The sequence below is a fragment of the Vibrio litoralis DSM 17657 genome, assembly GCF_000426765.1.
In the GTDB taxonomy this organism is placed as follows: domain Bacteria; phylum Pseudomonadota; class Gammaproteobacteria; order Enterobacterales; family Vibrionaceae; genus Vibrio; species Vibrio litoralis.
The window spans coordinates 15,672-37,350 of the sequence record NZ_AUFZ01000023.1 but is presented as its reverse complement, the minus strand read 5'-3'; the positions used below and the strand labels follow the sequence as shown (position 1 = coordinate 37,350).

At 42.7% G+C, this 21,679-nt stretch carries 21 protein-coding genes; 14 read left to right on the top strand and 7 right to left on the bottom strand.

Annotated elements, in window-relative coordinates; translation table 11 throughout:
• Positions 1 to 146: 146 nt before the first annotated feature.
• Positions 147 to 671 carry a DUF2937 family protein gene (locus tag K358_RS18330; RefSeq protein WP_051241269.1) on the bottom strand — a complete coding sequence of 175 codons (525 nt, stop codon included), beginning with the start codon at positions 669 to 671 and terminating at the stop codon, positions 147 to 149.
• A gap of 23 nt (positions 672 to 694) precedes the next feature.
• Positions 695 to 1,189: a GNAT family N-acetyltransferase gene (locus tag K358_RS0109740; RefSeq protein ID WP_027696641.1), complete on the bottom strand. Its 495-nt coding sequence runs from the start codon at positions 1,187 to 1,189 to the stop codon at positions 695 to 697.
• Between the two features lie 221 nt (positions 1,190 to 1,410).
• Between K358_RS0109740 and K358_RS0109735 the strand changes: the two genes are divergently transcribed.
• On the top strand, positions 1,411 to 1,686 hold the full coding sequence (locus tag K358_RS0109735; RefSeq protein ID WP_027696640.1) for a hypothetical protein: 276 nt from the start codon (positions 1,411 to 1,413) through the stop codon (positions 1,684 to 1,686).
• Between the two features lie 3 nt (positions 1,687 to 1,689).
• Here K358_RS0109735 and K358_RS18325 read toward each other — a convergent pair whose 3' ends face one another.
• The 3 genes from K358_RS18325 to K358_RS0109720 are packed head-to-tail and all read right to left on the bottom strand — an operon-like array spanning position 1,690 to position 4,784.
• Positions 1,690 to 2,925: an MFS transporter gene (locus K358_RS18325; protein ID WP_051241268.1), complete on the bottom strand. Its 1,236-nt coding sequence runs from the start codon at positions 2,923 to 2,925 to the stop codon at positions 1,690 to 1,692.
• Between the two features lie 21 nt (positions 2,926 to 2,946).
• Positions 2,947 to 3,729: an ABC transporter ATP-binding protein gene (locus K358_RS0109725; protein WP_027696639.1), complete on the bottom strand. Its 783-nt coding sequence runs from the start codon at positions 3,727 to 3,729 to the stop codon at positions 2,947 to 2,949.
• 2 nt (positions 3,730 to 3,731) lie between these two features.
• The gene (locus K358_RS0109720) at positions 3,732 to 4,784 is read right to left on the bottom strand and encodes a FecCD family ABC transporter permease (protein ID WP_027696638.1); all 1,053 of its coding nucleotides are present in this window, start codon (positions 4,782 to 4,784) and stop codon (positions 3,732 to 3,734) included.
• Positions 4,785 to 4,987: 203 nt separating this feature from the next.
• On the opposite strand from K358_RS0109720, the gene K358_RS0109715 reads away from it, so the two are divergent.
• The 4 genes from K358_RS0109715 (at position 4,988) to K358_RS0109700 (ending at position 9,607) form a co-directional block, all read left to right on the top strand.
• On the top strand, positions 4,988 to 6,067 hold the full coding sequence (locus tag K358_RS0109715) for an ABC transporter substrate-binding protein (protein ID WP_027696637.1): 1,080 nt from the start codon (positions 4,988 to 4,990) through the stop codon (positions 6,065 to 6,067).
• A gap of 565 nt (positions 6,068 to 6,632) precedes the next feature.
• Positions 6,633 to 7,655, top strand: a complete 1,023-nt coding sequence (locus tag K358_RS0109710) for a TRAP transporter substrate-binding protein (RefSeq protein WP_027696636.1) — start codon at positions 6,633 to 6,635, stop codon at positions 7,653 to 7,655.
• Positions 7,656 to 7,732: 77 nt separating this feature from the next.
• Positions 7,733 to 8,308 carry a TRAP transporter small permease gene (locus K358_RS0109705; protein WP_027696635.1) on the top strand — a complete coding sequence of 192 codons (576 nt, stop codon included), beginning with the start codon at positions 7,733 to 7,735 and terminating at the stop codon, positions 8,306 to 8,308.
• 12 nt (positions 8,309 to 8,320) lie between these two features.
• The gene (locus K358_RS0109700) at positions 8,321 to 9,607 is read left to right on the top strand and encodes a TRAP transporter large permease (protein WP_027696634.1); all 1,287 of its coding nucleotides are present in this window, start codon (positions 8,321 to 8,323) and stop codon (positions 9,605 to 9,607) included.
• A 107-nt stretch (positions 9,608 to 9,714) separates the two neighbouring features.
• Here the strand turns inward: K358_RS0109700 and K358_RS0109695 are convergent, their stop codons facing one another.
• On the bottom strand, positions 9,715 to 10,143 hold the full coding sequence (locus K358_RS0109695; RefSeq protein WP_027696633.1) for an organic hydroperoxide resistance protein: 429 nt from the start codon (positions 10,141 to 10,143) through the stop codon (positions 9,715 to 9,717).
• A gap of 122 nt (positions 10,144 to 10,265) precedes the next feature.
• On the opposite strand from K358_RS0109695, the gene K358_RS0109690 reads away from it, so the two are divergent.
• From K358_RS0109690 to vctC, 5 genes are all read left to right on the top strand, one after another.
• Positions 10,266 to 10,697: a MarR family winged helix-turn-helix transcriptional regulator gene (locus K358_RS0109690; protein WP_027696632.1), complete on the top strand. Its 432-nt coding sequence runs from the start codon at positions 10,266 to 10,268 to the stop codon at positions 10,695 to 10,697.
• Between the two features lie 110 nt (positions 10,698 to 10,807).
• Entirely contained in the window at positions 10,808 to 11,755 is a 948-nt protein-coding gene (locus K358_RS0109685) for a siderophore ABC transporter substrate-binding protein (RefSeq protein WP_027696631.1), read from the top strand.
• A gap of 35 nt (positions 11,756 to 11,790) precedes the next feature.
• A complete protein-coding gene (gene vctD / locus K358_RS0109680; protein ID WP_027696630.1) occupies positions 11,791 to 12,729 on the top strand; it encodes an iron chelate uptake ABC transporter permease subunit VctD in 939 nt (312 codons plus the stop codon).
• A 121-nt stretch (positions 12,730 to 12,850) separates the two neighbouring features.
• Positions 12,851 to 13,753, top strand: a complete 903-nt coding sequence (locus tag K358_RS0109675; RefSeq protein WP_051241276.1) for an iron chelate uptake ABC transporter family permease subunit — start codon at positions 12,851 to 12,853, stop codon at positions 13,751 to 13,753.
• Positions 13,754 to 13,758: 5 nt separating this feature from the next.
• Complete coding sequence (gene vctC, locus K358_RS0109670; protein ID WP_027696628.1) at positions 13,759 to 14,517, top strand: iron chelate ABC transporter ATP-binding protein VctC; 759 nt, start codon at positions 13,759 to 13,761, stop codon at positions 14,515 to 14,517.
• Here vctC and K358_RS18320 read toward each other — a convergent pair.
• Positions 14,454 to 15,449, bottom strand: coding sequence for a LysR family transcriptional regulator (locus K358_RS18320; protein WP_051241267.1), 996 nt, complete (start codon positions 15,447 to 15,449; stop codon positions 14,454 to 14,456). The genes vctC and K358_RS18320 overlap by 64 nt on opposite strands.
• 123 nt (positions 15,450 to 15,572) lie before the next feature.
• Here K358_RS18320 and K358_RS0109660 point away from each other — a divergent pair, with 123 nt between their 5' ends.
• The 4 genes from K358_RS0109660 to betA all read left to right on the top strand — a co-directional run bounded on the left by K358_RS0109660 (position 15,573) and on the right by betA (position 21,672).
• Positions 15,573 to 17,516 carry a ligand-gated channel protein gene (locus tag K358_RS0109660; protein WP_027696627.1) on the top strand — a complete coding sequence of 648 codons (1,944 nt, stop codon included), beginning with the start codon at positions 15,573 to 15,575 and terminating at the stop codon, positions 17,514 to 17,516.
• A gap of 285 nt (positions 17,517 to 17,801) precedes the next feature.
• A complete protein-coding gene (betI, locus tag K358_RS0109655) occupies positions 17,802 to 18,404 on the top strand; it encodes a transcriptional regulator BetI (protein WP_027696626.1) in 603 nt (200 codons plus the stop codon).
• A 21-nt stretch (positions 18,405 to 18,425) separates the two neighbouring features.
• Positions 18,426 to 19,886 carry a betaine-aldehyde dehydrogenase gene (gene betB / locus K358_RS0109650; protein WP_027696625.1) on the top strand — a complete coding sequence of 487 codons (1,461 nt, stop codon included), beginning with the start codon at positions 18,426 to 18,428 and terminating at the stop codon, positions 19,884 to 19,886.
• Between the two features lie 85 nt (positions 19,887 to 19,971).
• Positions 19,972 to 21,672: a choline dehydrogenase gene (betA, locus tag K358_RS0109645; RefSeq protein WP_027696624.1), complete on the top strand. Its 1,701-nt coding sequence runs from the start codon at positions 19,972 to 19,974 to the stop codon at positions 21,670 to 21,672.
• Positions 21,673 to 21,679 lie beyond the last annotated feature (7 nt).

Here is a 21,679-nt window from a genome sequence, read left to right as displayed (position 1 = left end):
CCGTATAGACTTCTATAAAGAGACTACCTTAACCGAAGCAGAAAACATAATGATTTAAGTACGCTAGGTATAACAAATGGTTATATCACGGTGAGCAGTTTAACTATTCGCCTCACAACATGAGGCGAATAAGATCGCCATTCAACTCATCTAAGTGATTTATTCGGCTGACCAAACAGGCTTTTTAACAGTGAAAGTAAGATAAATAGTACAAACTCAGATAGAGCTAAAACCATTAGCCCAAATATTGCGCCAATACTGATCGCTTCTGCATTGAGAATGACTTTGTATTCATAATGATTCCAAACATCTTGGCGGATCTCGGAAATAGGGCTAACGAAAACCTGTAAGTAAGGGCTATAGAGTGACTGGTGAAAATCGCTTTGTGCTTGAGTGAGTATTTGATTTCTGGCAACAAGAGCTTTAATGCTTTGTCCACCAGAAACAATCACCGGATCTTGATTACGAGCGTAATGTTTGAGTAGTTTATCTAAGCTGCCGTTAAAATATTGATCGGCGTCTTGCTGAAACTGCGATAAACCTTGAGAGGACTCATCCACCCTTGCATCTAAATTCTGCCCATATTGACTAACAAAACCGGGAATTTGCACCCCGATTAGCACACCCAATATCAGCACTGCGAGCTTGAGGTAATCGATGATCTTTTTCATTAAACACTCCCATCTAGCTAATGTTAAACATCGCTTACATGCAACATCATAATATGCTGCGGCCCAGCGGGACCACCGTGATAGAGGTTACCAGTATCTTGAAACCCTGCTTTTAAATAGCACTGATATGCCGCCACGTTGCGACAATTAACGGTAAGATAAACAGCTGATCTTTCTGGATATGACTCATTTAGGTAACTCGGTAATGCCCTTAACATTTGGGTTGCTAGCCCCCTACCTTGAAATTCACCCCCAATTAATAAAGCGCAAATCCCAAGTGCCGAAGATAATGAAACCGTTTCAATACCAAGATTTAGACTTGAGAGATAATTAATATCTAAAAGGAAAAATCCGACCACGATACCATCGTCCAAAATCAAATGTGGATGTTCGTGTGCTTTAAGCTTTGTAATCACGCTAAGAACATCGCTGATGGTATATTGAGTCTGTTCAGGTTTGACTTGAAGAGTGGCAACTTGCTCTGATTTTTGTGGTGTGTATTGTTCAATGGTAACCATGCTTTCACTCCAATCTAGCTAAGGCGTTTCTGATGAACGTTTAACGAGAATACATCACGGGAAGGAAAAGCATAATGGTTTAAGGTAAGTTTGCGGTTAAATGATGAATGTGGAAATGACATCATGATTAAGATATTGATGATTAACCTCAATCTACCCACAAAGTTCAATGTTGCCTTGCTGGCTCAAGGAGTAATATAACCTTAAAAATTGGAGGGGTTATGAAGCAAAAACCAGACCGAACAGAAGCTATGCAACTCATCATTGACGAAGCGAAAAAAACATTCCCACTTTATGAAGAAGAGACTTTTGTTTGTGGCACAGAAGGCAATTGTATTGGTTGTCCGAAGAAGCTGATGGAACTCGTTGATTCAGAGCTTTGTTATTGGGAGAGTGCGTTAAAACGCGGCGTGACTCCTCAGTTTGATGAAATCCGCCGCTTTGGCAAGTTGTGCAAAAACGTTAAACGTGGCTTAGTGCGTAATAATATTCTTTGATCTTTATTTCAACTCAGCGGTGGCTACTGTTGCAGTTGGAGTATGCTTCACTTGATTAAATAAACTCAAGCCAGAAAATATGCCTAATAGAGCAAACACTGCCCATAACCAGATCGATGAAAAGCCATTCAAGCCCAGTAACCAGCCCGCACCCCAGTTGCCAATAAAGGCAAAAAAACCACCAATACAAGAGTATAAACCGTAGTAGCTGGCGATGTTTTTGGATTCAGCGTAACGTGGAATATGTGCTCCAATTAATGGGTACACCATCATCGAACCGATACTCAATAAGCTAGCACACAGGATAAAAGAAAAAGCAGGATAACCCTCAATATGTACACTCAGTGCAAGGAAGGAGCACCCCATGATCGCCATGCCATAGCCCATACCTTTTGCGATACCTAAATGCTTTTCAATCCAACGACTAATCGGCAATTGTAATAACACGCCCAATATCGAAGAGGTTAAAAATACCAGGGTAGTATAAGAAGGATCGCCAGTTTGAACTTTCACTTCATTGGGAATCGATAAATACAATTGGTGGAAAAGTATTTGAAATACCGAGGCTGCCAACACAAAGCGCATAAAAGCTCGATGTTTTAACATCATTAGCCACTCCACCCAAAATGCTTGAGGTGCGGTTTCTTGGACATGTTGTTGCTCTTTAGGCAGGTAATACCATTGCAGAATAAAAAGAATAGAAAACAGAAAAGCAGAGCAATAACCAACGGCACTAAAGCTAATAGTGAACAGCGCTAAGCCAATCACAGGTCCAGTTAATTTGCCGATTTCAGTACATAAATTTTGCAGCGCAAACACGCGGTTTCGCTCAGCATGATCAGGGTATTCAATCGACAAATAAGCCTGACTACTCGGAGTAAATAACGCGCCAGCAAATCCTGTCAGGAAAGCGCCAAATACAATCAAAGAAAAGTCATCACTAACGGCCAATAATAAAAAGCCAGCAATACGAACCAAACAGCCAATTAGAATAAGGCGTTTATAGCCAAATTTATCGCCTAGTGTGCCTCCAACCAGAAACAAACCTTGCTGGCTTAACACTCGCAACCCGATAATTAAGCCGACATACCAACTGCTGTAACCAAGATCTTGTAAGTGCTGCGCTAAATACGGCAGCAACATATAAAAGCCCAAATTAAAACTAAAGGCATTAAAAACTAGCACACGGCTAGCCGGCGATAGCAAAGCCCAATCTTTTAAAAACTGTGTCGATTTCATAAATTCGCTAGACTCTTAAGGTTACGCAACACGTTGAACTTTTGAACGTAACGTTCTCACAAAAGGTCTACCGCTATCATCGACAATCACATTAGCGTCCACATCATAAATATCTTTGATTAACGATGAAGTTAGCACTTGGGTTGGGTGCCCAACACTGACTAGCTCCCCACCTTTTAACACTAACAGGTTATCCGCATATTGAGCCGCTAGATTCAGGTCATGTAACACCATTACCGTCACGTATTTCTGCTTCACGGTTTCATACGACAAATGCTCAAGTAAGACATGCTGGTAGTGTAAATCAAGGGCGCTGACCGGCTCATCGAGCATCATAATTTCAGGCTTACGCATTAAGGCTTGGGCAAACAAAATCATCTGGCGTTGCCCACCACTGAGGGTGCGAACATCACGGTTGGCTAACTCTGCGAGGCCAATATTATCCAAAATAGCAATCGCTTCTTTTAATACGTCTTCGCTCAACGATAAACTGAGCGCATCAAGCCGCCCGAGTAACACCACTTCGATAACCGTTAAATTGACATCTAAATGAATGTCTTGTGGCATGTAACCAAAGCGATTACGCCACTTGGATAATGCTTGCCCTGAAAGATGATCACCGTTAAAGGAAATATCACCACTCGTCGGTTTAATATCACCAAATAAAGTTTTTAATAACGAACTTTTACCCGTGCCATTCGGGCCTAAAATAGCCGTCACTTGACCTGGTTTTAAATCAAAACTTAAACCATTAGCTAAGGTTAAATCACCAATGGATGTCGTTAAAGACTGTACCGAAAGCATGCTTAACCTCTTTTGAAAATAATCAGCCAGAAGAAAAAAGGAACCCCAATAATGGCGGTCACAATCCCGATCGGGAAAAGCGCTCCGGGAACGATGATTTTGGATAATACCGATGCTGTCGATAATAAAAAGGCACCGATTAAGAAAGATAATGGCAGAAAGAAACGTTGATCTTCACCGACCAATATTTTGGCAATGTTAGGCGCCACAATACCGATAAAACCAATAATACCAACGAAACTGGTCACGGTAGCGGTCATCAATGCGACAATGAATAAGGTTTTCAATCTCAACCTAGCGACATTCACACCAACACTTTTCGCCCGCTCTTCTCCGAGCCTTAATGACGTTAACTTCCAAGCATCTTGTAGCAGGAAGTAGGTTCCGCCAATCACAACCGACGTCACAAGCGCTAAATTAGACCAGGTTGATTTAGACAAACTGCCAAACAGCCAAAATAAGATTTGCTGACTTAACTCAGGCGAAGAGATGAACTGCACAAGGGACAGTAAAGATTGGAACAAAAACAACAGAGCGATACCGGCTAAGATCAACTGACCAGAGCTAATATGCCTCATTGACGCTAATGCAAATAAGAAACAGGCCGACAGCATACAACACACAAATGCACCAATTGGCACGGCGTAATCACTGTTTAAACCGAGTGAACCAATATAAAGCATTAACGCGGCGCCAAACCCTGCAGCCGCCGCCATGCCTAACGTATAAGGGCTTGCCATTGAATTATTCAATAAGGTTTGCATTTCAGCACCACCGACACCTAGCGCGCCACCAACTACGATGGCCATTAAAGCAATCGGCAAGCGAAGGTTAGTCACAATAATTTGTGTAGACGGCTCGACTTGGAAAGGTAACCCGATAAATTCAAGTAGTGCATACAACACTTTCGACGCATTGAGCATCGATGGGCCGGTCATAATATCAAAGATAAATGAACCTAATAATATCGCCACAAACAACAAAATCGTGGTCACTCGGCGACGCTCGCTTTTTCTTTGTTGTGCAACAGCTTGTAATAACAAATCGGCTTGCATCTATTTTTACCTTACCTAAATACCTTCACAACCTATGTGCAATAGAGCGGTTATCATTTGATGAATATCGACAAAAATGACTAAATTACACACAAAGACGAATAGTATTGATAATTAATATCAACATCAATTACTATTATACCAAATTGTGAAAACCATTTCGCGCAAAAAGACCTACCCATTACAAGGAATTATAAAAAGTCATGTTGAAATATATTCTTATCGCACTCGCCACAATCAGTGTGACGGCACAAGCGGCCACCACTACCGTGACCGATGTGTTGGATCGTAAAGTCACGTTTGATGCACCCGCAAAAAGAGTGATCGTCGGTTTTTATCCTGAAGATTACATGGCTATTGGCACAGTGAAGGCTTATGACCATGTGGTTGGTATGTCGAAATACATTTGGCAAGCAAGAGAGGCAAGTTGGCAAGAGTATGTAAAACAAGTGCCTGCTTTAAACAATATCCCTGAAATTGGTCGAGTAGATACCAACACCTTTTCCGTTGAAAAAGTGATCAGTTTAAACCCCGACTTATTGATGTTGGCAGATTGGCAATACAAAGCCCTAGAGAGTCAAGTAAAGCGAATCGAAGCAGCCGGCATTCCCGTTGTAGTGGTCGACTACAATGCGCAAACTGTCGAACGCCATGTGCAAAGCACCCTACTGATTGGTAAAATTACAGGTCAAAACGAACGTGCGAAAACCATTGCTCAAGAGTATAAAAAGACCGTTGAGACTATCGAAAGCCGCTTAAAAGAAGCAAATTTACCGAAACCTACGGTTTACACTGAATATGGTGCGTCGGGCATCAATGAAATTGGTTACACTTTTGGCAAAAACATGTGGGGTGCCATCTCAACTATGGCCGGTGGCGATAACATTTCCGCACCTTATGTTGAATGGTGGGGCAAACTCAACCCAGAACAGATCTTAGTCAGTAACCCAGATATTATTGTGATGACAGGCTATGAAACGGGCAGTACTGATAGTGCGATGATTATGGGAGAAGGGGTAAGCGAAGACGTCGCGAAAAAACTTTTGCAAGGATTCAAACAGCGTAACGGTTGGTCGACACTGACTGCGGTACAAAACAACCGCATGTATGCTGCCTATCACGGCGCTTGCCGAACCATTATTGATGCGGCAATGATTGAGTTTTACGCCAAAGCCATGTATCCAGATTTATTTAAAGACTTAAACCCAAAACAGTCTTATCAAGCATTTTATAAAAAGTACCTTCCGGTTACTCCTCAAGGGACTTTCATGACTCAACTTTAAGCTCCACTGTTAAACAGTTTAGTTTAGTTATTAGCCTTCTGGATCGGTAATCTCAGAGAAAGAAGGCTAACATCCCCTTTCCTTTACTGCTGCCAAATCTTAATTTATCCCAAATATCCCTTCAACTCTTAGCGACAGTCACCACTTATATGCTGGTCATTAAATTAGACGATCTGGCATTCAGCTATCTCATTCAAATTCCTTGATTTCTATTCATAGTGTTCTAAGTTTTATTTAGGCATTATTTTTTTACAAAGCACTCAAAAAACACATTTATCAGGCTATATGGAAGAGACACATCCATTTTATAACCATAAAAATCAATAGACCACTAATGATTTCACCCACCAATGAGTAAAAATCAGTGCCAAATCAGATTTTATTTTTTGTTAACCCGATCAACATTTAAGGATAAAAAACCAATAAAAACGTGATAAACATCACACGCAAAAAGAACCCACATTTTTATCATGTGTTTACAGAAAAGTGTTTGTGAAAAGATAAGTTATTGATAATACGTTTTACAACATCGTTAATGATGATATCACCAAGGAAAGGAGAGCAGATGTTTACTCGAAATAGCTTCAAGAAGCTTGCCACTGTATCTTGTATTGCCGCAAGTATTGGGTTTTCAAGCTTCGCAAGTGCCGATACCTGGCGTTACGCCCACGAAGAATATGAGAATGATGTGCAAGATGTGTATGCACAACAATTCAAAAAGTACATTGAAGATAATTCCGATCACACTTTACAAGTTTACCGCTTCGGTGAGCTCGGTGAATCCGACGATATTATGGAACAAACTCAAAGTGGTATTTTGCAGTTTGTAAACCAATCACCTGGTTTTACTGGTTCATTGATTCCAGAGGCACAAATTTTCTTCATTCCTTACCTAATGCCTACTGATATTCAAGCGGTGATTAAATTCTTCGGTTCAAGTAAAGCCATCAATGAAGACTTCCCTAAACTGTATGCAGAACAAGGCCTAGAGCTATTGAAAATGTATCCAGAAGGCGAAATGGTCTTAACAACCGATGAGCCAGTGACTTCACCGGATGAACTAAAAGGTAAAAAAATCCGTGTAATGACTAACCCATTACTTTCATCAACCTACGAAGCGTTTGGTGCAACGCCGACGCCGCTTCCATGGGGTGAGGTATATGGCGCACTACAAACCAATATGATCCAAGGTCAAGAAAACCCAATTTTCTGGATTGAATCAGGCGGTTTATACGAAGTGTCTCCAAACCTTATCTTTACTCACCACGGTTGGTTTACCACTGCTTCTATGGCGAATAAAAAGTTCTACGATGGCTTACCAGCTAAAGATAAAGAGCTTATCCAAAAAGCCTCTGACTTTGCTTACGAAGAAACCATTGAGCACATTACGGGCTTAGCGGAAAAATCACTTAAGCAAATCCAGTCTAAGAGCGACAAAGTAACAGTGACGCGTCTAACCGATGAACAGCTAGATAAGTTTAAAGCAAGAGCACCTCAAGTAGAGAAGACGTTTATTGAAATGACAGGTAAAGGCGGTAAAGCCCTACTTGATCAATTTAAAGCCGATCTAGAAGCTTCACAAAAATAATCAATAGCAGGACTGAGCACCGACATACTTAAGAGTCACAAACGAGTATTCGGTGCTCATTATTGAAGGGAAGCACTATGCCCAACTCCGATAGATTAGACTATCACTCCGAACTGCCTGGTTTTTTAGGTAGTATCGATAACCTATTCAGTAAAATTGAAGCCATTATGCTCGCAACGGGCGTCCTCCTAATGGCGTTAAATACCTGTATCAACGTCGTTGCCCGCTTTGTTTTCGGTGAAGGCCTATTCTTTGCCGGCGAGATCAACCGCATACTTATTATTCTCATCACTTTTGCTGGCATTGGCTTCGCTGCCCGACTTGGACGGCATATTCGCATGTCGGCTTTTTTCGATATGCTGCCAGATAAAGGACGCAAATTTGTCATGATCGTCGTCTCTATCGTGACCGCCGTCATTATGTTCGCCTTAGCCTACTTTTCATTCCAATACGTCGTTAGTGTTTATGAACGAGGACGCATCCTACCCGCACTAGGGTTTGAGATTTGGTGGATTTATATCTGGGTTCCACTCGGCTTTGCGATCACCGGCCTACAATACCTTCTTACTGCTTATAAAAACTTGATTAGTAAAGAAGTTTATCTTTCTAGTGGTGTAGTCGATGGCTACGCTGATCATGAACACGATTTATAAAGGGCATTATTTATGGCACTTACATTAATGCTCATCATGTTGGTATTGCTGCTTATCGGCTTTCCGATGATGATCCCTCTGACCGCAGCAGCCCTCACCGGTTTTTATATGATGTTTGGCGGCATGAGCCAAATGGATACCTTCATTCAGCAGGTACTTGGTGGTATTCGCCCCGCTTCTCTTATTGCGGTTCCAATGTTTATTCTCGCTGCCGATATCATGACCCGCGGCCAGTCGGCTAACCGTTTGATCAACATGGTGATGACCTTTATTGGCCACATTAAAGGCGGGTTAGCCATCAGTACCGCGACATCTTGTACCTTATTTGGTGCGGTTTCAGGCTCAACCCAAGCAACCGTAGTCGCCGTCGGTTCGGCGTTGCGCCCTAAGTTATTGAAAGCAGGCTACAGTGATTCCTTTTCCTTAGCCCTGATCATTAACGCCAGTGACATTGCATTTTTAATTCCACCCAGTATCGGCATGATCATCTATGGCGTAATTTCTGAAACCTCAATTGCCGAATTATTTATTGCCGGGATTGGCCCAGGCTTAATGATCTTGTTGTTCTTCTCTATTTACTGCTACATCTACGCTACCATCAAAAAGGTTCCAACCGAAGAGAAAGCCAGTTGGAGTGAACGGATCACTGCCTCCAAGCGAGCAATTTGGCCATTGATGTTCCCTGTGATTATCGTTGGTGGTATTTATGGCGGGATCTTTAGCCCAACTGAAGCGGCAGCAGTGTGTGTGCTTTATGCCATCATTTTAGAGTTTGTGATTTTCCGCTCCCTTAGCACTCAAGATATCTATGTAATAGCCAAATCTACCGGTTTAATCACCGCAGTGGTATTTATCTTAGTTGGGGTGGGTAATGGCTTTTCTTGGATCATTTCTTTCGCTCAAGTACCGCAAACCATTTTAGATGCGATTGGCATTGATCAAATGGGGCCACTCGGAGTATTAGCTTCAATTTCTATCGCTTTCTTTGTGGCATGTATGTTTGTTGATCCTATCGTGGTGATCTTGGTATTAACACCTATCTTTGCGCCAGCGATTGCCGCCACCGGGCTTGATCCGGTTCACGTCGGTATCATTATTACCCTGCAAGTTGCGATTGGTTCGGCCACCCCACCGTTTGGCTGTGACATCTTTACCGCGATTGCCATCTTTAAACGGCCATATTGGGAAGTAATAAGAGGCACAGGGCCGTTTATCTTTATTCTGTTGTTGTCAGCGTCTTTGCTCATTTTCTTCCCAAGCATTGCACTATTTTTAAGAGATATCGCCTTTGCAGACTAGCCAGTTCGACTAGTTTAAGATTGAGATACAAAAAGGCCTCACGCTATATCAATACGTGAGGCCTTTATTTTATCTGAACGCTTTATCTAAACGTGAGCCTAAATGACTTAAGCAACCGATAGTTCAATTGCGATATTACCGCGAGTCGCGTTTGAATACGGGCAAACTTCGTGTGCTTTGTTTACGAGATCTTGAGCGGTTGCTTTATCAAGATCGCCAACATTCACTTCTAATTTCACTGCAATACCAAATCCGCCTTCAATTGGGCCAATCGATACTTCAGAGTTAATGTGCGTATCTTGTGGTAGCGCTACTTTTGCCTGGCCTGCTACTAGTTTCAGTGCACCGATGAAGCATGCTGCGTAACCTGCGGCAAACAGTTGCTCAGGGTTTGTGCCTTGACCGTCATCACCACCTAAACCTTTTGGTGTTGAAAGAGCAACATCCAAACGACCATCATCTGATTTTGCTGAACCTTCACGTCCACCTGTTGCAGTCGCTTTAGCGGTGTAGGCAACACTTTGTAGTTCTTTCATGTTTATTCCTTTCTGGTTAGCGAAAAAATACTTTGCATGCAAAATACTAGATCGTAAAAACGTTAATTGCAAATACTTTGTGTGCAAACTAAAATAGCACTAAGCACAAAATGAGAATAGACATGAAACATCCCCAACTCAAACTCGACAACCAAATCTGCCACCGTTTATACATGGCCTCTAACGGACTCACTCGAACTTATCGTGATTCGTTAGCCGATCTCAATTTAACCTACCCTCAATATGTTGTGATGATGGCGCTGTGGGAAAAAGATGGCATCAGCATTACCGCTTTACTTGAGAAAACCTCAATTGATGGCAGTGCTATGACGCAAATCCTCAAAAAGATGGGCGATAAGCAACTATTAAATATAGTGAAAGATGAACAAGACAAACGGAAACGTGTGGTGAAGCTAACGGGGGAAGGACAAAAACTACAATCAAAAGCGGCAAAAATCCCAGAACACATCCGTTGCCAATTTCCGAGTTTAGATGACGGAGAAGCACAACTATTAGTACAACTGCTTGATAAGGTGATTAAAGATTTAAACTAACACGCTCACTCTTATTTAACTAAATTTACACTTCTTACTATTGATTTCTTACTGCCGCCCTATATAGTAATCGGAATGATAATAATTATCGATTACATAAAGGAATAAGAATGAAATGTTTTAAGAAATCTAGAGTGATTGCCTCCGCTTTACTCTCTGTCGCGGCAATAAGCTCGATTTCAGCTCATGCTAAATCGGTCACGCTTGAGCACATGATGGGCTCAACGACTCTTGAATCATCGCCACAGCGCGTAGTCGTCATTGGTACTGGTGCGCTTGATGCTGTAGATGCGCTTGATATTAAGCCCGTTGCGGTTTCAAAAGGGACGGCTTTACCCAATTATCTCGAGCAATATAACGCAGACAACATTGCTTCTTCTGGCACCATTTTTGAACCTGATTTTGAAACCATTTATACCCAGAAGCCTGACCTGATTATTGTGGGTCCACGCAGTTCTAAACATTTCAAAGAACTGTCTAAAATCGCCCCTACCTTTGTTTTTGCAGTTGAAAATGGCAGCGATTACTGGAAAAACACTCAAGTCCTTTGGCATGATCTAGGCGTCATTTTTGATAAACAAGACTTAGTAAACCAAAAAATTGACGCATTAAACCAACGTTTTGCAGCAATTAAATCTTATAACCAAAGTCATGACATAGACGCATTAATGCTGATGAGTTCTGGCGGTAATGTGACTTCATTTGGTGAAGGTTCGCGTTTTTCTGTGCTGTACAAAGATTTCGGATTTAAACCAACTATCGCAGTTAAAGACAAGAAATCTGAAAAAACCGGTGGTCATGGTCAATTGGTTTCTTACGAATTGGTCAGCCAAGAAAATCCATCCACATTACTGATTTTAGACCGAGATAAATTGGTCAATAAAGGTAAAAGCACCACTCGCCAAGACTTTGACAATGACCTAGTAAAATCGACTCAAGCCTATAAAAATCACCGTATGATCTACCTTGATATCCCGGCTTGGTATGTTGCAAGCTCGGGCATTACTGCAACGGAAACCATGGTCAGTGACATCGAATCTTTGACCAAGACTCAGTAAATACTCGTTATTAAGAATGAAAGCTTGAGGTTGTTGTGGCTAAATTGCTGATTGTTTTAGTCTGCCTAAGTCTGTCTTCACTCTTCATTGGGGTGGGTAACGTATCGTTAGCCCACCTTCTTGCAGGTGATGCCAATACCTGGCAATTGTTTATCTATAGCCGAGTCCCTCGCTTACTGGCGATCTTACTTGCCGGTGGTGGCTTGAGTATTGCCGGTCTTATCATGCAGCAAATCAGCCAAAACCGGTTTGCTGCGCCTTCCACATCCGGCACCATTGAATGTGCCATGCTGGGTTTCGTTTTGAGTCTAGTGATTTTTGGTAATGGCGATCAGCTGTGGCTGATTTTTGCCACTTCAATGATTGGCACCCTCTTTTTTGTTCAACTGATTCAACGCATTCAATTTAAAAATGCCGTGTTTGTGCCTCTCATTGGCATTATTTTCGGTAACATTGTCTCTTCAATGGCGACCTTTATTGCCTATAAATACGATGCGCTACAAAACCTATCTGGCTGGGCGGTAGCTAACTTTGCCAACATTTTATCTGGCAATTTTGAACTGCTTTACATCGCCATACCGGTGTCTATTTTTAGCTACCTCTACGCCACCCGAATCTCGGCAGTTGGCATGGGTAAAGATTTTGCGATTAACCTAGGTTTAAATTATCAGCAAGTGATGACAATTGGTGTCGCTCTGGTTTCGATCATGTCGGCTTCTGTGGTGATGATCGTCGGTCAACTGCCCTTTCTTGGCTTAATCGTACCGAACTTAGTTAACCGGTTTTATGGTGATAATCTACGTAAAAACATCCCTCGCACCGCCATATTAGGCGCTATTTTAGTACTGGCTTGTGATGTGGTTGGCCGTATTCTTATCTTCCCTTACGAGATCCCAATTTCGATGGTGATTAGCTTATTAGGTGGCAGCGTGTTTATTTTCTTAGTGTTGAAAGGTATGAAACATGAGCGCTAAATTATTAAATAAACCTGTGCTTAAAAATAAAACCAAACCCTTTCCCCAATCTCTTAGCAATAAGACTTCATGGTCAGGTGATAAGCAAAAAATCATCGCCTTGTTACTGCTAAGCTTAGTGATGGCCGCTTTATTTATTGGTTATGGCCTCACCGCTGATAATTATCAATATTTCCTATCGCGACGAATCCCTAAAGTACTCGCCATCGTCATTGCCGGCTTTGCGATTGGCATTGCGTCGTTTTGTTTTCAAACCATCACTAATAACCGCATCTTAACACCAAGTATTATGGGGTTTGATTCACTTTATTTACTGATTCAAGTTTTAGTAGTTACCTTATTTGGCGGCTTAAGCGTGATGATGACTAACCATGTGATCAACTTTTCGATATCAGTCGTCATGATGATGGGCTTTTCCTTGGTCTTATTTCTGCTGTATTTCCGCTATTCCGCCAGCAATATTATTTCACTATTGCTATTAGGGGTGATTTTCGGACAGCTATTCCAAAGCGGATCTTCATTTTTAACCATGCTGATGGACCCAGACGAGTTTGCCAATGTTCAAGCCAGCATGTTTGCCAGCTTCAATAATATTGATACCGAGTTGGTTTACTGGACACTTCCGATGCTCGTCATCGTATCCGTTTGGTTATTTAGGCTACATCGTACGCTGGATGTCTATTTGCTCGACCAAGATAATGCCACCAGCTTAGGCGTCGACATCAAACGAACCACACGAACGGTGCTGCTACTGTCATCGATATTAATTGCCATTTCTACTGCCTTAATTGGGCCGATAATGTTCTTTGGTCTATTGATTACCAACTTAACACGTGAATGGCTAAAAACTTACCAACATAAGTACTTACTTACTGCCTGTGGATTGATGTCTGTAGCGACCTTGCTGACAGGCCAATGGATTATTGAAAAAGTATTCGGCTTCGAAACCACCTTAAGTGTGGTGATTAATTTTGTTGGCGGGATCTATTTCTTATTCCTGTTATTACGCAATAAAGTGGTGTAACCCTGATGATTGAATTAAAACAACTAACCAAACGCTTTGGCGAACATCCTGTGGTACAAAATGCCAGTGCAGAATTTGCCAAAGGAAAAGTCACCGCGATTATTGGCCCTAATGGCGCAGGGAAAAGTACCCTACTTTCGATGGCAGGAAGACTACTGAAACGTGATGAAGGTGAAGTTTGGATTGATGGTAAAGAACTGGTGGAATGGGATACTAAAGCCCTCGCCAAGCGTTTATCAGTACTACGCCAAGCCAATAGCTTTAGCTTACGTTTTACAGTTCGAGAACTGATTTCCTTTGGTCGTTTTCCTTACTGTCAGGGCAATTTGAAAGCGGAAGATAACCAAGCGATAAATAAAGCAATCGAGTACCTAGAACTGACTCCAATTCAAGATAAATACCTTGATGAACTCAGTGGTGGTCAGCGACAATTAGCTTTTATTGCCATGGTGATAGCGCAAGATACTGACTATATCTTTTTAGATGAGCCGTTGAATAATCTGGATATCAAACATTCATTGCAAATTATGGCAACCATTCGTCGACTGGCCCATGAACTCAATAAAGCGGTGGTGATAGTGATCCATGATATCAACTTTGCTTCTTGCTATTCCGACACCATTATCGCACTGAAAAAAGGTGAAATTGTCGCAAAAGGAACAGTAAAGCAAGTCATTGATGGCTCAGTGTTATCTGAGATCTATGAGACGCCGTTTAATGTCATTGAAGTCGACGGTAATCGCATGTGCTTGTATTTTTCATGATCTGAGTCTGTGCTTTTATTAACACTTCTAGGTGCTAACCATTCCTTAGGGGCATTGTCATTAAGCGCTTTAATCAAAGTTTGTACTCTTAATGGCAATACCCCTGCGGCAAAATAACACACCACTGGGCGCGCCGCGCTATACCAATCAGACATGCATAATTCGATGTTCCCTGGGTGTGCTTGTGAGTAATTATCCGCAATCCAGGTTGGCAACAAACCAATGCCGTACCCTGAAGCAATAGAATCAATCTGTAGTAATAAGTTATCACTGGTTAAACGGCTAATTGGTGGCATCGCCATGCAGTGCTCTTGACCATTAGATAAATAAATAGTGTTACTGCTATCGCATTCAAATGGCAGCCATTGATGAGCACTAAGGTGATTGGGGTGTGTCGGTGCGCCATGCTGCTCAATGTAGTCGGGCGAAGCATATAAACCAAATTGCCAATATCCCAAGGTCTTCTTACGCCATGTCCCAGGTAAATCTTGCTCACCAATTGACAGCACAATATCCGGTTCATTTTGAAAATATTCATCACGCGCTTCAGTAAACAAACGAATGTTCACTTGTGGATGAACATCGAGAAATTGATGACACTGTGCGCGTAACCAGCCACGAATCAAACTAGGCGGAGCAATCATGGTTACTTCACCACTGACGCTTTGCTTTAATGATTGTAAAGCGTTCTGTGACTCTTCCGCCATAGTAAGTAAGCGCTCACAATACTCCGCAAATACTTCCCCAGCCCGAGTCAGCATTAAACGGGAACCTTGTTTGATGAATAGCGCTTGTCCTAGTTCCGTTTCTAATTGAGCTAAGCGGCGACTGATCGTCGATTTGGGTTGGTTTAATGCTTTGGCGGCAGCGGTCACACTGTGATAACGACTTAACGCGGCAAAGGCTCGAATTCCTTGTAATTCAGTTTTCATAACTCCCCAACTCATATCCCATATTTGGAACAGCCTGTTCCACTCATTGATCTATTCAATAGCTGCCAAGATGGCAATAATCGCAAATGAATTTAAGAATCATTATCATTTAAAGGAATAATAATGTCTAGCTATCGTTTACCGCTTTCCACTTTAGCGGGATCAATTTTACTGGCCACTAACGCTTACGCAGCACAACCTACGTCTTCAACTGAAACTATGGTTGTGACCGCATCGGGTCATGAACAAGCAGAAATCACCGCTCCAGCAAGTATCAGTGTGATCACTCGGGATGAATTAGATAACAAATACTATCGCGATGTGACCGATGCGCTGAAAACCGTTCCTGGCGTCACCATTACTGGTGGTGGCGATAACAAAGACATTAGTATTCGTGGCATGGGATCGGCCTATACCTTGATTCTGGTTGATGGTAAACGTCAATCCTCGCGTCAAACACGTCCCAACAGTGATGGCCCAGGTATCGAACAAGGCTGGCTACCACCTTTAGAAGCGATTGAACGTATCGAAGTGATTCGCGGGCCAATGTCGACCCTTTATGGCTCCGATGCAATTGGTGGTGTTATCAACGTGATCACCCGTAAAGATGCTCAGCAATGGCATGGTAATGTTCAACTCGGCACCACCATTCAAGAAAACCGTGATTCAGGCAATGAGCGCAGTGCTAACTTCTACTTAACTGGCCCGCTGACTGACAACTTGACCGCTCAATTTAATGGTCAAACTACCGTTCGTGATGAAGATGACATTACCAATGGCTATGAAGATAAAGATTTAAATAGCTTTAACTCTAAACTCATTTATCAATTAAATGACGATCATAATGTTTCGTTAGAAGCAGGTATCAGCGAACAAACACGTGCTGGCACAGTAGGAAAATCGGTACCAACATCTGGTTGTCGTGGCGCTTGTGTCGATAGCTTAGATGAATATAAACGCACCAATTATGCCATCACCCATGACGGTAATTGGGGCGTCGTTGGACAATCCAATACCTATCTACAATATGAAGACTCGGAAAACAAAACCCGAGAAATGGAAAGCATGAACACAGTGTTCAAAACCAGCCTTGTCACACCAATCTATTCTCATACTTTGACATCCGGCTTTGAATATACTTATGAAAAACTTGAAGATTACACCTCAAATAGCGCATCGAATTTAACTGAATTAGATAGCTATCGTTATGCGTTCTTTTTAGAAGATGAGTGGGCTATCGTCGACTCATTCAGCTTAACGGTTGGTGCTCGTTTGGACGACGATGAAAACTACGGCACTCATGTGAGCCCCCGTGCTTATGGTGTTTGGAGCCTAACACCAAACTGGGTATTAAAAGGCGGGGTATCAACTGGTTACCGCGCACCAACGCTAAGGGAGACATCGGCAGATTGGGCGCAAGGCAGCCGAGGCGGTGATATTTACGGCGATCCTGATCTAAAACCTGAAACCTCAGTAAACCAAGAAATCAGCTTAAACTACCAATCTGACTTTGGGTTAAGTTCTTCTGTTACGGTTTTCCACAATGACTTTAAAGATAAAATTTCGCGTATAGAGTGCCCAAGCTGTGGCCCGGTCAATAGCAGTGGCAGTGTGGCAACCAAACGTGTCAATATCGATAAGGCAACGACACAAGGGGTTGAATTTGCTCTAGGGACACCATTGGGTGACAGCTTATTCTGGAATGCAAGCTACACCTTCAATGATTCTGAGCAAAAATCTGGTGATTACAAAGGCCAACCTTTAGTTCAACTGCCAAAACACTTATTTAGTACCGATCTTTCTTGGCAAGCCACCTCTGATTTAGAAGCATGGACTCAAGTGACTTATCACGGCGAAGAAATGGAACCCGTTTCCGGTCCTTCATCAAGCAGCTTAGAAGCACCTTCATATACATTCTGGGATATGGGCGTCAGCTATCACTTAACCAGCAATGTGTCAGTGAATGCGGCGGTTTATAACCTACTAGATCAAGAAGTCACTTATGATGAATATGGTTATGTAGAAGATGGACGTCGTTACTGGGTAGGAATGAATGTAGGGTTCTAATCCACCCGCGATAAACTATTTACAGATAAAATCATGCCAACCTACTTTTTAAAATAGGTTGGCATTTTTTATATTCTTCCCCCCAAAAACTCATTACATCCATAATGAAATGTTCTATTTGTTAATTTTTTTAACATCACGTAAAGCTATGAAAGTTAAATAAATAACTTACAACCTCCCACCGAAAACCCTATCAAACCCTAAATATTGATTTGAGGTCTAAACATTTTGTGTGTAGCATTATTGTTAATTAACCGTTCAATAAAAAATAAATGGATTCGAAATATGCCAAAAGTTGGAATGCCTGATATTAGAAAACCGCAGCTTGTAAAAGCCACTATGGCGGTCATTGAAAGAGTAGGTTTGCATGGCGCAAGCATTTCGCTCATCAGTAAAGAAGCGGGCGTATCCACCGGTATCATTAACCATTATTTCGGCGGTAAACACGGTTTATTAGAAGAGACAATGCGAGCGATTTTAAGAGAGCTCTCAGACACGGTAAAAATCAAACTCAATGGTTTACCAAGCGATGCTCACCAACAACGCATTATTGGCATTGTGAACGCTAACTTTGAAGGCTTTCAGGCTGAAAACAAAGTAGCCAAAACATGGTTGGCATTCTGGTCTTATTCGATGCATGACGCGCAATTAAAAAGGCTTCAACGCGTCAATGAACAGCGTTTACTTTCACATTTAAGAATTGAATTAAAAGCGCTACTCCCCGATGAACAAGCCAGCTTAGTGGCACATGGTATTGCATCTCTCATCGATGGTATTTGGCTGCGTGGCACCTTAAACCCAGAGGGTATTGATGCCGAAAAAGCGCGAGAAATCATCAATGACTACCTCGATAAACAGCTCGCTTTTTACAATCAATCTTCACTTTAAATTACATCATTAGGCTTTTATATGACCACAGAAACTCTATACATCCACGGCCAATTGACTGCCGCAACATCTGGTGAAACCTTCCACAGTATTAACCCTGCCAATGGTGAAGTGATCGCTGAAATCGGCCAAGCCTCACAGGATGATCTCAATAAAGCGATAGCATCAGCAAAGCAAGGCTTTCAAGTATGGTCCAAAATGAGCGCCGTGGAACGTAGTCGAATTTTATTAAAAGCGGTTGAAATCCTTAGAGCACGAAACGATGAATTGGCGGCTTTAGAAGTAGCTGATACTGGTAAACCGCTGCAAGAAGCACTAGAAGTCGATATTGTCACCGGTGCTGACGTGATTGAATATTACGCTAACCTCGTTCCAAGCTTACAAGGTGAACAACAGCCCCTTAGTGATGAACAATTTTTCTATACTCGCCGTGAACCTTTAGGCATTTGTGCTGGCATTGGCGCTTGGAACTATCCAATTCAAATCGCCATGTGGAAATCAGCTCCTGCACTAGCCGCAGGTAACGCGATGGTCTTCAAGCCTTCAGAAGAAACACCACTTTCCGCTCTAAAGCTGGCTGAAATATTTACCCAAGCAGGCGTACCGGATGGCGTATTTAATGTTATTCAAGGCGATTACCGCGCAGGTCAAATGCTAACCGCTCACCCAGATATCGCGAAAGTTTCCTTCACAGGTGAATCTGGCACAGGTAAAGCCGTTATGGGTGACAGTGCCAAGACTTTGAAATCGGTCACTATGGAGCTAGGTGGCAAATCACCTTTAGTTGTTTTTGACGATGCCAAACTTGATCAAGCGGTATCCGCTGCCATGGTGGCGAACTTTTATACTCAAGGTGAAGTGTGTACCAATGGTACCCGAGTCTTTGTGCATCAAGCTATCTACCAAGATTTCATTACACAATTAAAACATCGCACCGAGAAAATGACCATTGGTGATCCTATGGACATCAATACTCAAGTTGGTGCGTTGATCTCTAAACAGCATATAGACAAAGTACTGGGCGCAATTGAAACCGCCAAACACAGTGGCGCTAAATTGCTCACGGGCGGCCACCAAGTGACCGAAAATGGATTAGATAAAGGTAACTTTGTCGCACCAACAGTGTTTATCGATTGTGAGGACGACATGGCGCATGTTCAACAAGAGATCTTCGGCCCTGTTATGTCCGTTCTCCCCTTTAGTGATGAAGACGAAGTGATCACTCGCGCCAATGCAACCGACTACGGGCTTGCCGCCGGTGTGTTCACACAAAACCTATCACGCGCTCATCGCGTTATTCATCAACTAGAAGCCGGTATTTGTTGGATAAATACCTGGGGAGATTCCCCCGCAGAAATGCCGGTCGGTGGTTATAAGCACTCCGGTATTGGCCGCGAAAATGGTACCGAAACCCTACGTCACTATACGCAAACCAAAAGTGTATTTGTCCATCTTGGTGACTTCGAAAGCCCTTATGAATAAAGGCGAATCATTTATCTATCGTTGAGAAATCCCTCACGAGTCTTTAAACCGATACGTTCTTAAACGGAAGCGGAGAATCAATCTTATGCAACAACGCTACGATTATATTATCGTCGGCGCGGGTTCGGCCGGCTGCGTATTAGCCGACCGACTCAGCGAATCTGGTGAACATAACGTTTTACTATTAGAAGCTGGCGGCAGTGATAAAAGCATTTTCATTCAAATGCCCACCGCACTTTCTTATCCGATGAACAGTGATAAGTACGCTTGGCAATTTGAAACCAAAGCAGAATCAGGTCTTGATGGCCGTCAATTACACTGCCCTCGCGGAAAAGTGCTTGGTGGTAGTTCCTCGATTAACGGTATGGTTTATGTACGTGGCCATGCTTGTGATTTTGACCAGTGGGAAGAGTCCGGCGCACAAGGCTGGAATTATCAAAACTGTTTACCTTACTTTCGTAAAGCGGAAAGCTGGTTCGAAGGCGCTAATGATTATCGTGGTGGCAACGGCCCAGTTGGTACCTGTAACGGCAATAACATGGAACGTAATCCTTTATACCAAGCTTTTATTGATGCTGGAAAAGAAGCGGGTTATCCAGAGACCCAAGACTACAACGCCTACCAACAAGAAGGCTTTGGCCCAATGCACATGACGGTTGATGGTGGCGTGCGCGCTTCCACTTCCAACGCTTATCTACGTCGAGCCCTTAAACGCTCTAATCTAACGTTATTAACCGGCATCGTCGCTCATAAAGTCTTACTTGAAGGCAAGACCGCCCGTGGGATTGAATTCGAAAAATCTGGGAAAATCGTTCAGGTTTATGCGGATCATGAAGTGATTTCTAGCGCTGGCTCTATTGGTTCGGTGCAACTGCTTCAGCTATCAGGTATCGGCGAACGCGAAACATTAAAACAAGCTGGCGTAGAATTAAAACATGACTTACCTGGTGTGGGTGAAAACCTGCAAGACCACTTAGAAGTTTACTTTCAATATGAGTGTAAACAACCCATTACGTTAAATAGCAAGCTTGGTTTAGTCAGCAAAGGCTTAATTGGCACTGAGTGGATCTTAAAACGTACCGGATTAGGTGCCACCAATCACTTTGAATCCTGCGCTTTTATCCGCTCACGTAAAGGCTTGAAATGGCCGAATATTCAATACCACTTCTTACCGGCTGCCATGCGTTATGATGGCCAAGCCGCATTTGATGGTCATGGTTTCCAAGTTCATGTTGGGCCAAATAAACCAGAAAGCCGTGGTCGCGTCGCGATTGAATCTAACGATCCACATGCTAAACCCAGCATCGAATTTAATTACATTTCAACCGAGCAAGATCGCCAAGACTGGCGTGACTGTATTCGCCTTACTCGTGAAATTTTAGCTCAGCCTGCGATGGATAGTTTCCGAGGCACAGAGATCCAACCCGGCATTGAGGTTGAATCCGATCAGGCGATCGATCAATGGGTGAAAGAGAACGTAGAAAGTGCCTATCACCCATCTTGTACCTGCAAAATGGGCGCAGAGAATGATCCTATGGCGGTAGTTGATGAAAAGTGCCGCGTACTAGGCATTAACAACCTACGAGTCGTCGACTCCTCTGTTTTCCCCGTTATCCCAAATGGCAACTTAAATGCACCAACCATCATGGTGGCAGAACGTGCCGCCGATATGATCTTAGGTCGACCTTTACTGACTCCCGATAATGTTGAAGTTTGGATTGACCCAAATTGGCAGCATAACCAACGCAGCCAACAGCCAGTACGCGCGTTACCACTGGCCGAATAATTAATAG

What these genes read in the sequence shown, in the direction of transcription:
- K358_RS0109740 (WP_027696641.1), bottom strand. Translation starts at nt 1,189, where the DNA reads ATGGTTACCATTGAACAATACACACCACAAAAATCAGAGCAAGTTGCC.
- K358_RS0109715 (WP_027696637.1), top strand. Translation starts at nt 4,988, where the DNA reads ATGTTGAAATATATTCTTATCGCACTCGCCACAATCAGTGTGACGGCA.
- K358_RS0109720 (WP_027696638.1), bottom strand. Translation starts at nt 4,784, where the DNA reads ATGCAAGCCGATTTGTTATTACAAGCTGTTGCACAACAAAGAAAAAGC.
- K358_RS18320 (WP_051241267.1), bottom strand. Translation starts at nt 15,449, where the DNA reads ATGAAAACTGAATTACAAGGAATTCGAGCCTTTGCCGCGTTAAGTCGT.
- K358_RS0109725 (WP_027696639.1), bottom strand. Translation starts at nt 3,729, where the DNA reads ATGCTTTCGGTACAGTCTTTAACGACATCCATTGGTGATTTAACCTTA.
- K358_RS0109660 (WP_027696627.1), top strand. Translation starts at nt 15,573, where the DNA reads ATGTCTAGCTATCGTTTACCGCTTTCCACTTTAGCGGGATCAATTTTA.
- K358_RS0109700 (WP_027696634.1), top strand. Translation starts at nt 8,321, where the DNA reads ATGGCACTTACATTAATGCTCATCATGTTGGTATTGCTGCTTATCGGC.
- K358_RS18325 (WP_051241268.1), bottom strand. Translation starts at nt 2,925, where the DNA reads ATGAAATCGACACAGTTTTTAAAAGATTGGGCTTTGCTATCGCCGGCT.
- betA (WP_027696624.1), top strand. Translation starts at nt 19,972, where the DNA reads ATGCAACAACGCTACGATTATATTATCGTCGGCGCGGGTTCGGCCGGC.
- K358_RS0109685 (WP_027696631.1), top strand. Translation starts at nt 10,808, where the DNA reads ATGAAATGTTTTAAGAAATCTAGAGTGATTGCCTCCGCTTTACTCTCT.
- K358_RS0109710 (WP_027696636.1), top strand. Translation starts at nt 6,633, where the DNA reads ATGTTTACTCGAAATAGCTTCAAGAAGCTTGCCACTGTATCTTGTATT.
- K358_RS0109735 (WP_027696640.1), top strand. Translation starts at nt 1,411, where the DNA reads ATGAAGCAAAAACCAGACCGAACAGAAGCTATGCAACTCATCATTGAC.
- betB (WP_027696625.1), top strand. Translation starts at nt 18,426, where the DNA reads ATGACCACAGAAACTCTATACATCCACGGCCAATTGACTGCCGCAACA.
- vctC (WP_027696628.1), top strand. Translation starts at nt 13,759, where the DNA reads ATGATTGAATTAAAACAACTAACCAAACGCTTTGGCGAACATCCTGTG.
- betI (WP_027696626.1), top strand. Translation starts at nt 17,802, where the DNA reads ATGCCAAAAGTTGGAATGCCTGATATTAGAAAACCGCAGCTTGTAAAA.
- K358_RS0109695 (WP_027696633.1), bottom strand. Translation starts at nt 10,143, where the DNA reads ATGAAAGAACTACAAAGTGTTGCCTACACCGCTAAAGCGACTGCAACA.
- K358_RS0109675 (WP_051241276.1), top strand. Translation starts at nt 12,851, where the DNA reads ATGGCCGCTTTATTTATTGGTTATGGCCTCACCGCTGATAATTATCAA.
- K358_RS0109705 (WP_027696635.1), top strand. Translation starts at nt 7,733, where the DNA reads ATGCCCAACTCCGATAGATTAGACTATCACTCCGAACTGCCTGGTTTT.
- K358_RS18330 (WP_051241269.1), bottom strand. Translation starts at nt 671, where the DNA reads ATGAAAAAGATCATCGATTACCTCAAGCTCGCAGTGCTGATATTGGGT.
- K358_RS0109690 (WP_027696632.1), top strand. Translation starts at nt 10,266, where the DNA reads ATGAAACATCCCCAACTCAAACTCGACAACCAAATCTGCCACCGTTTA.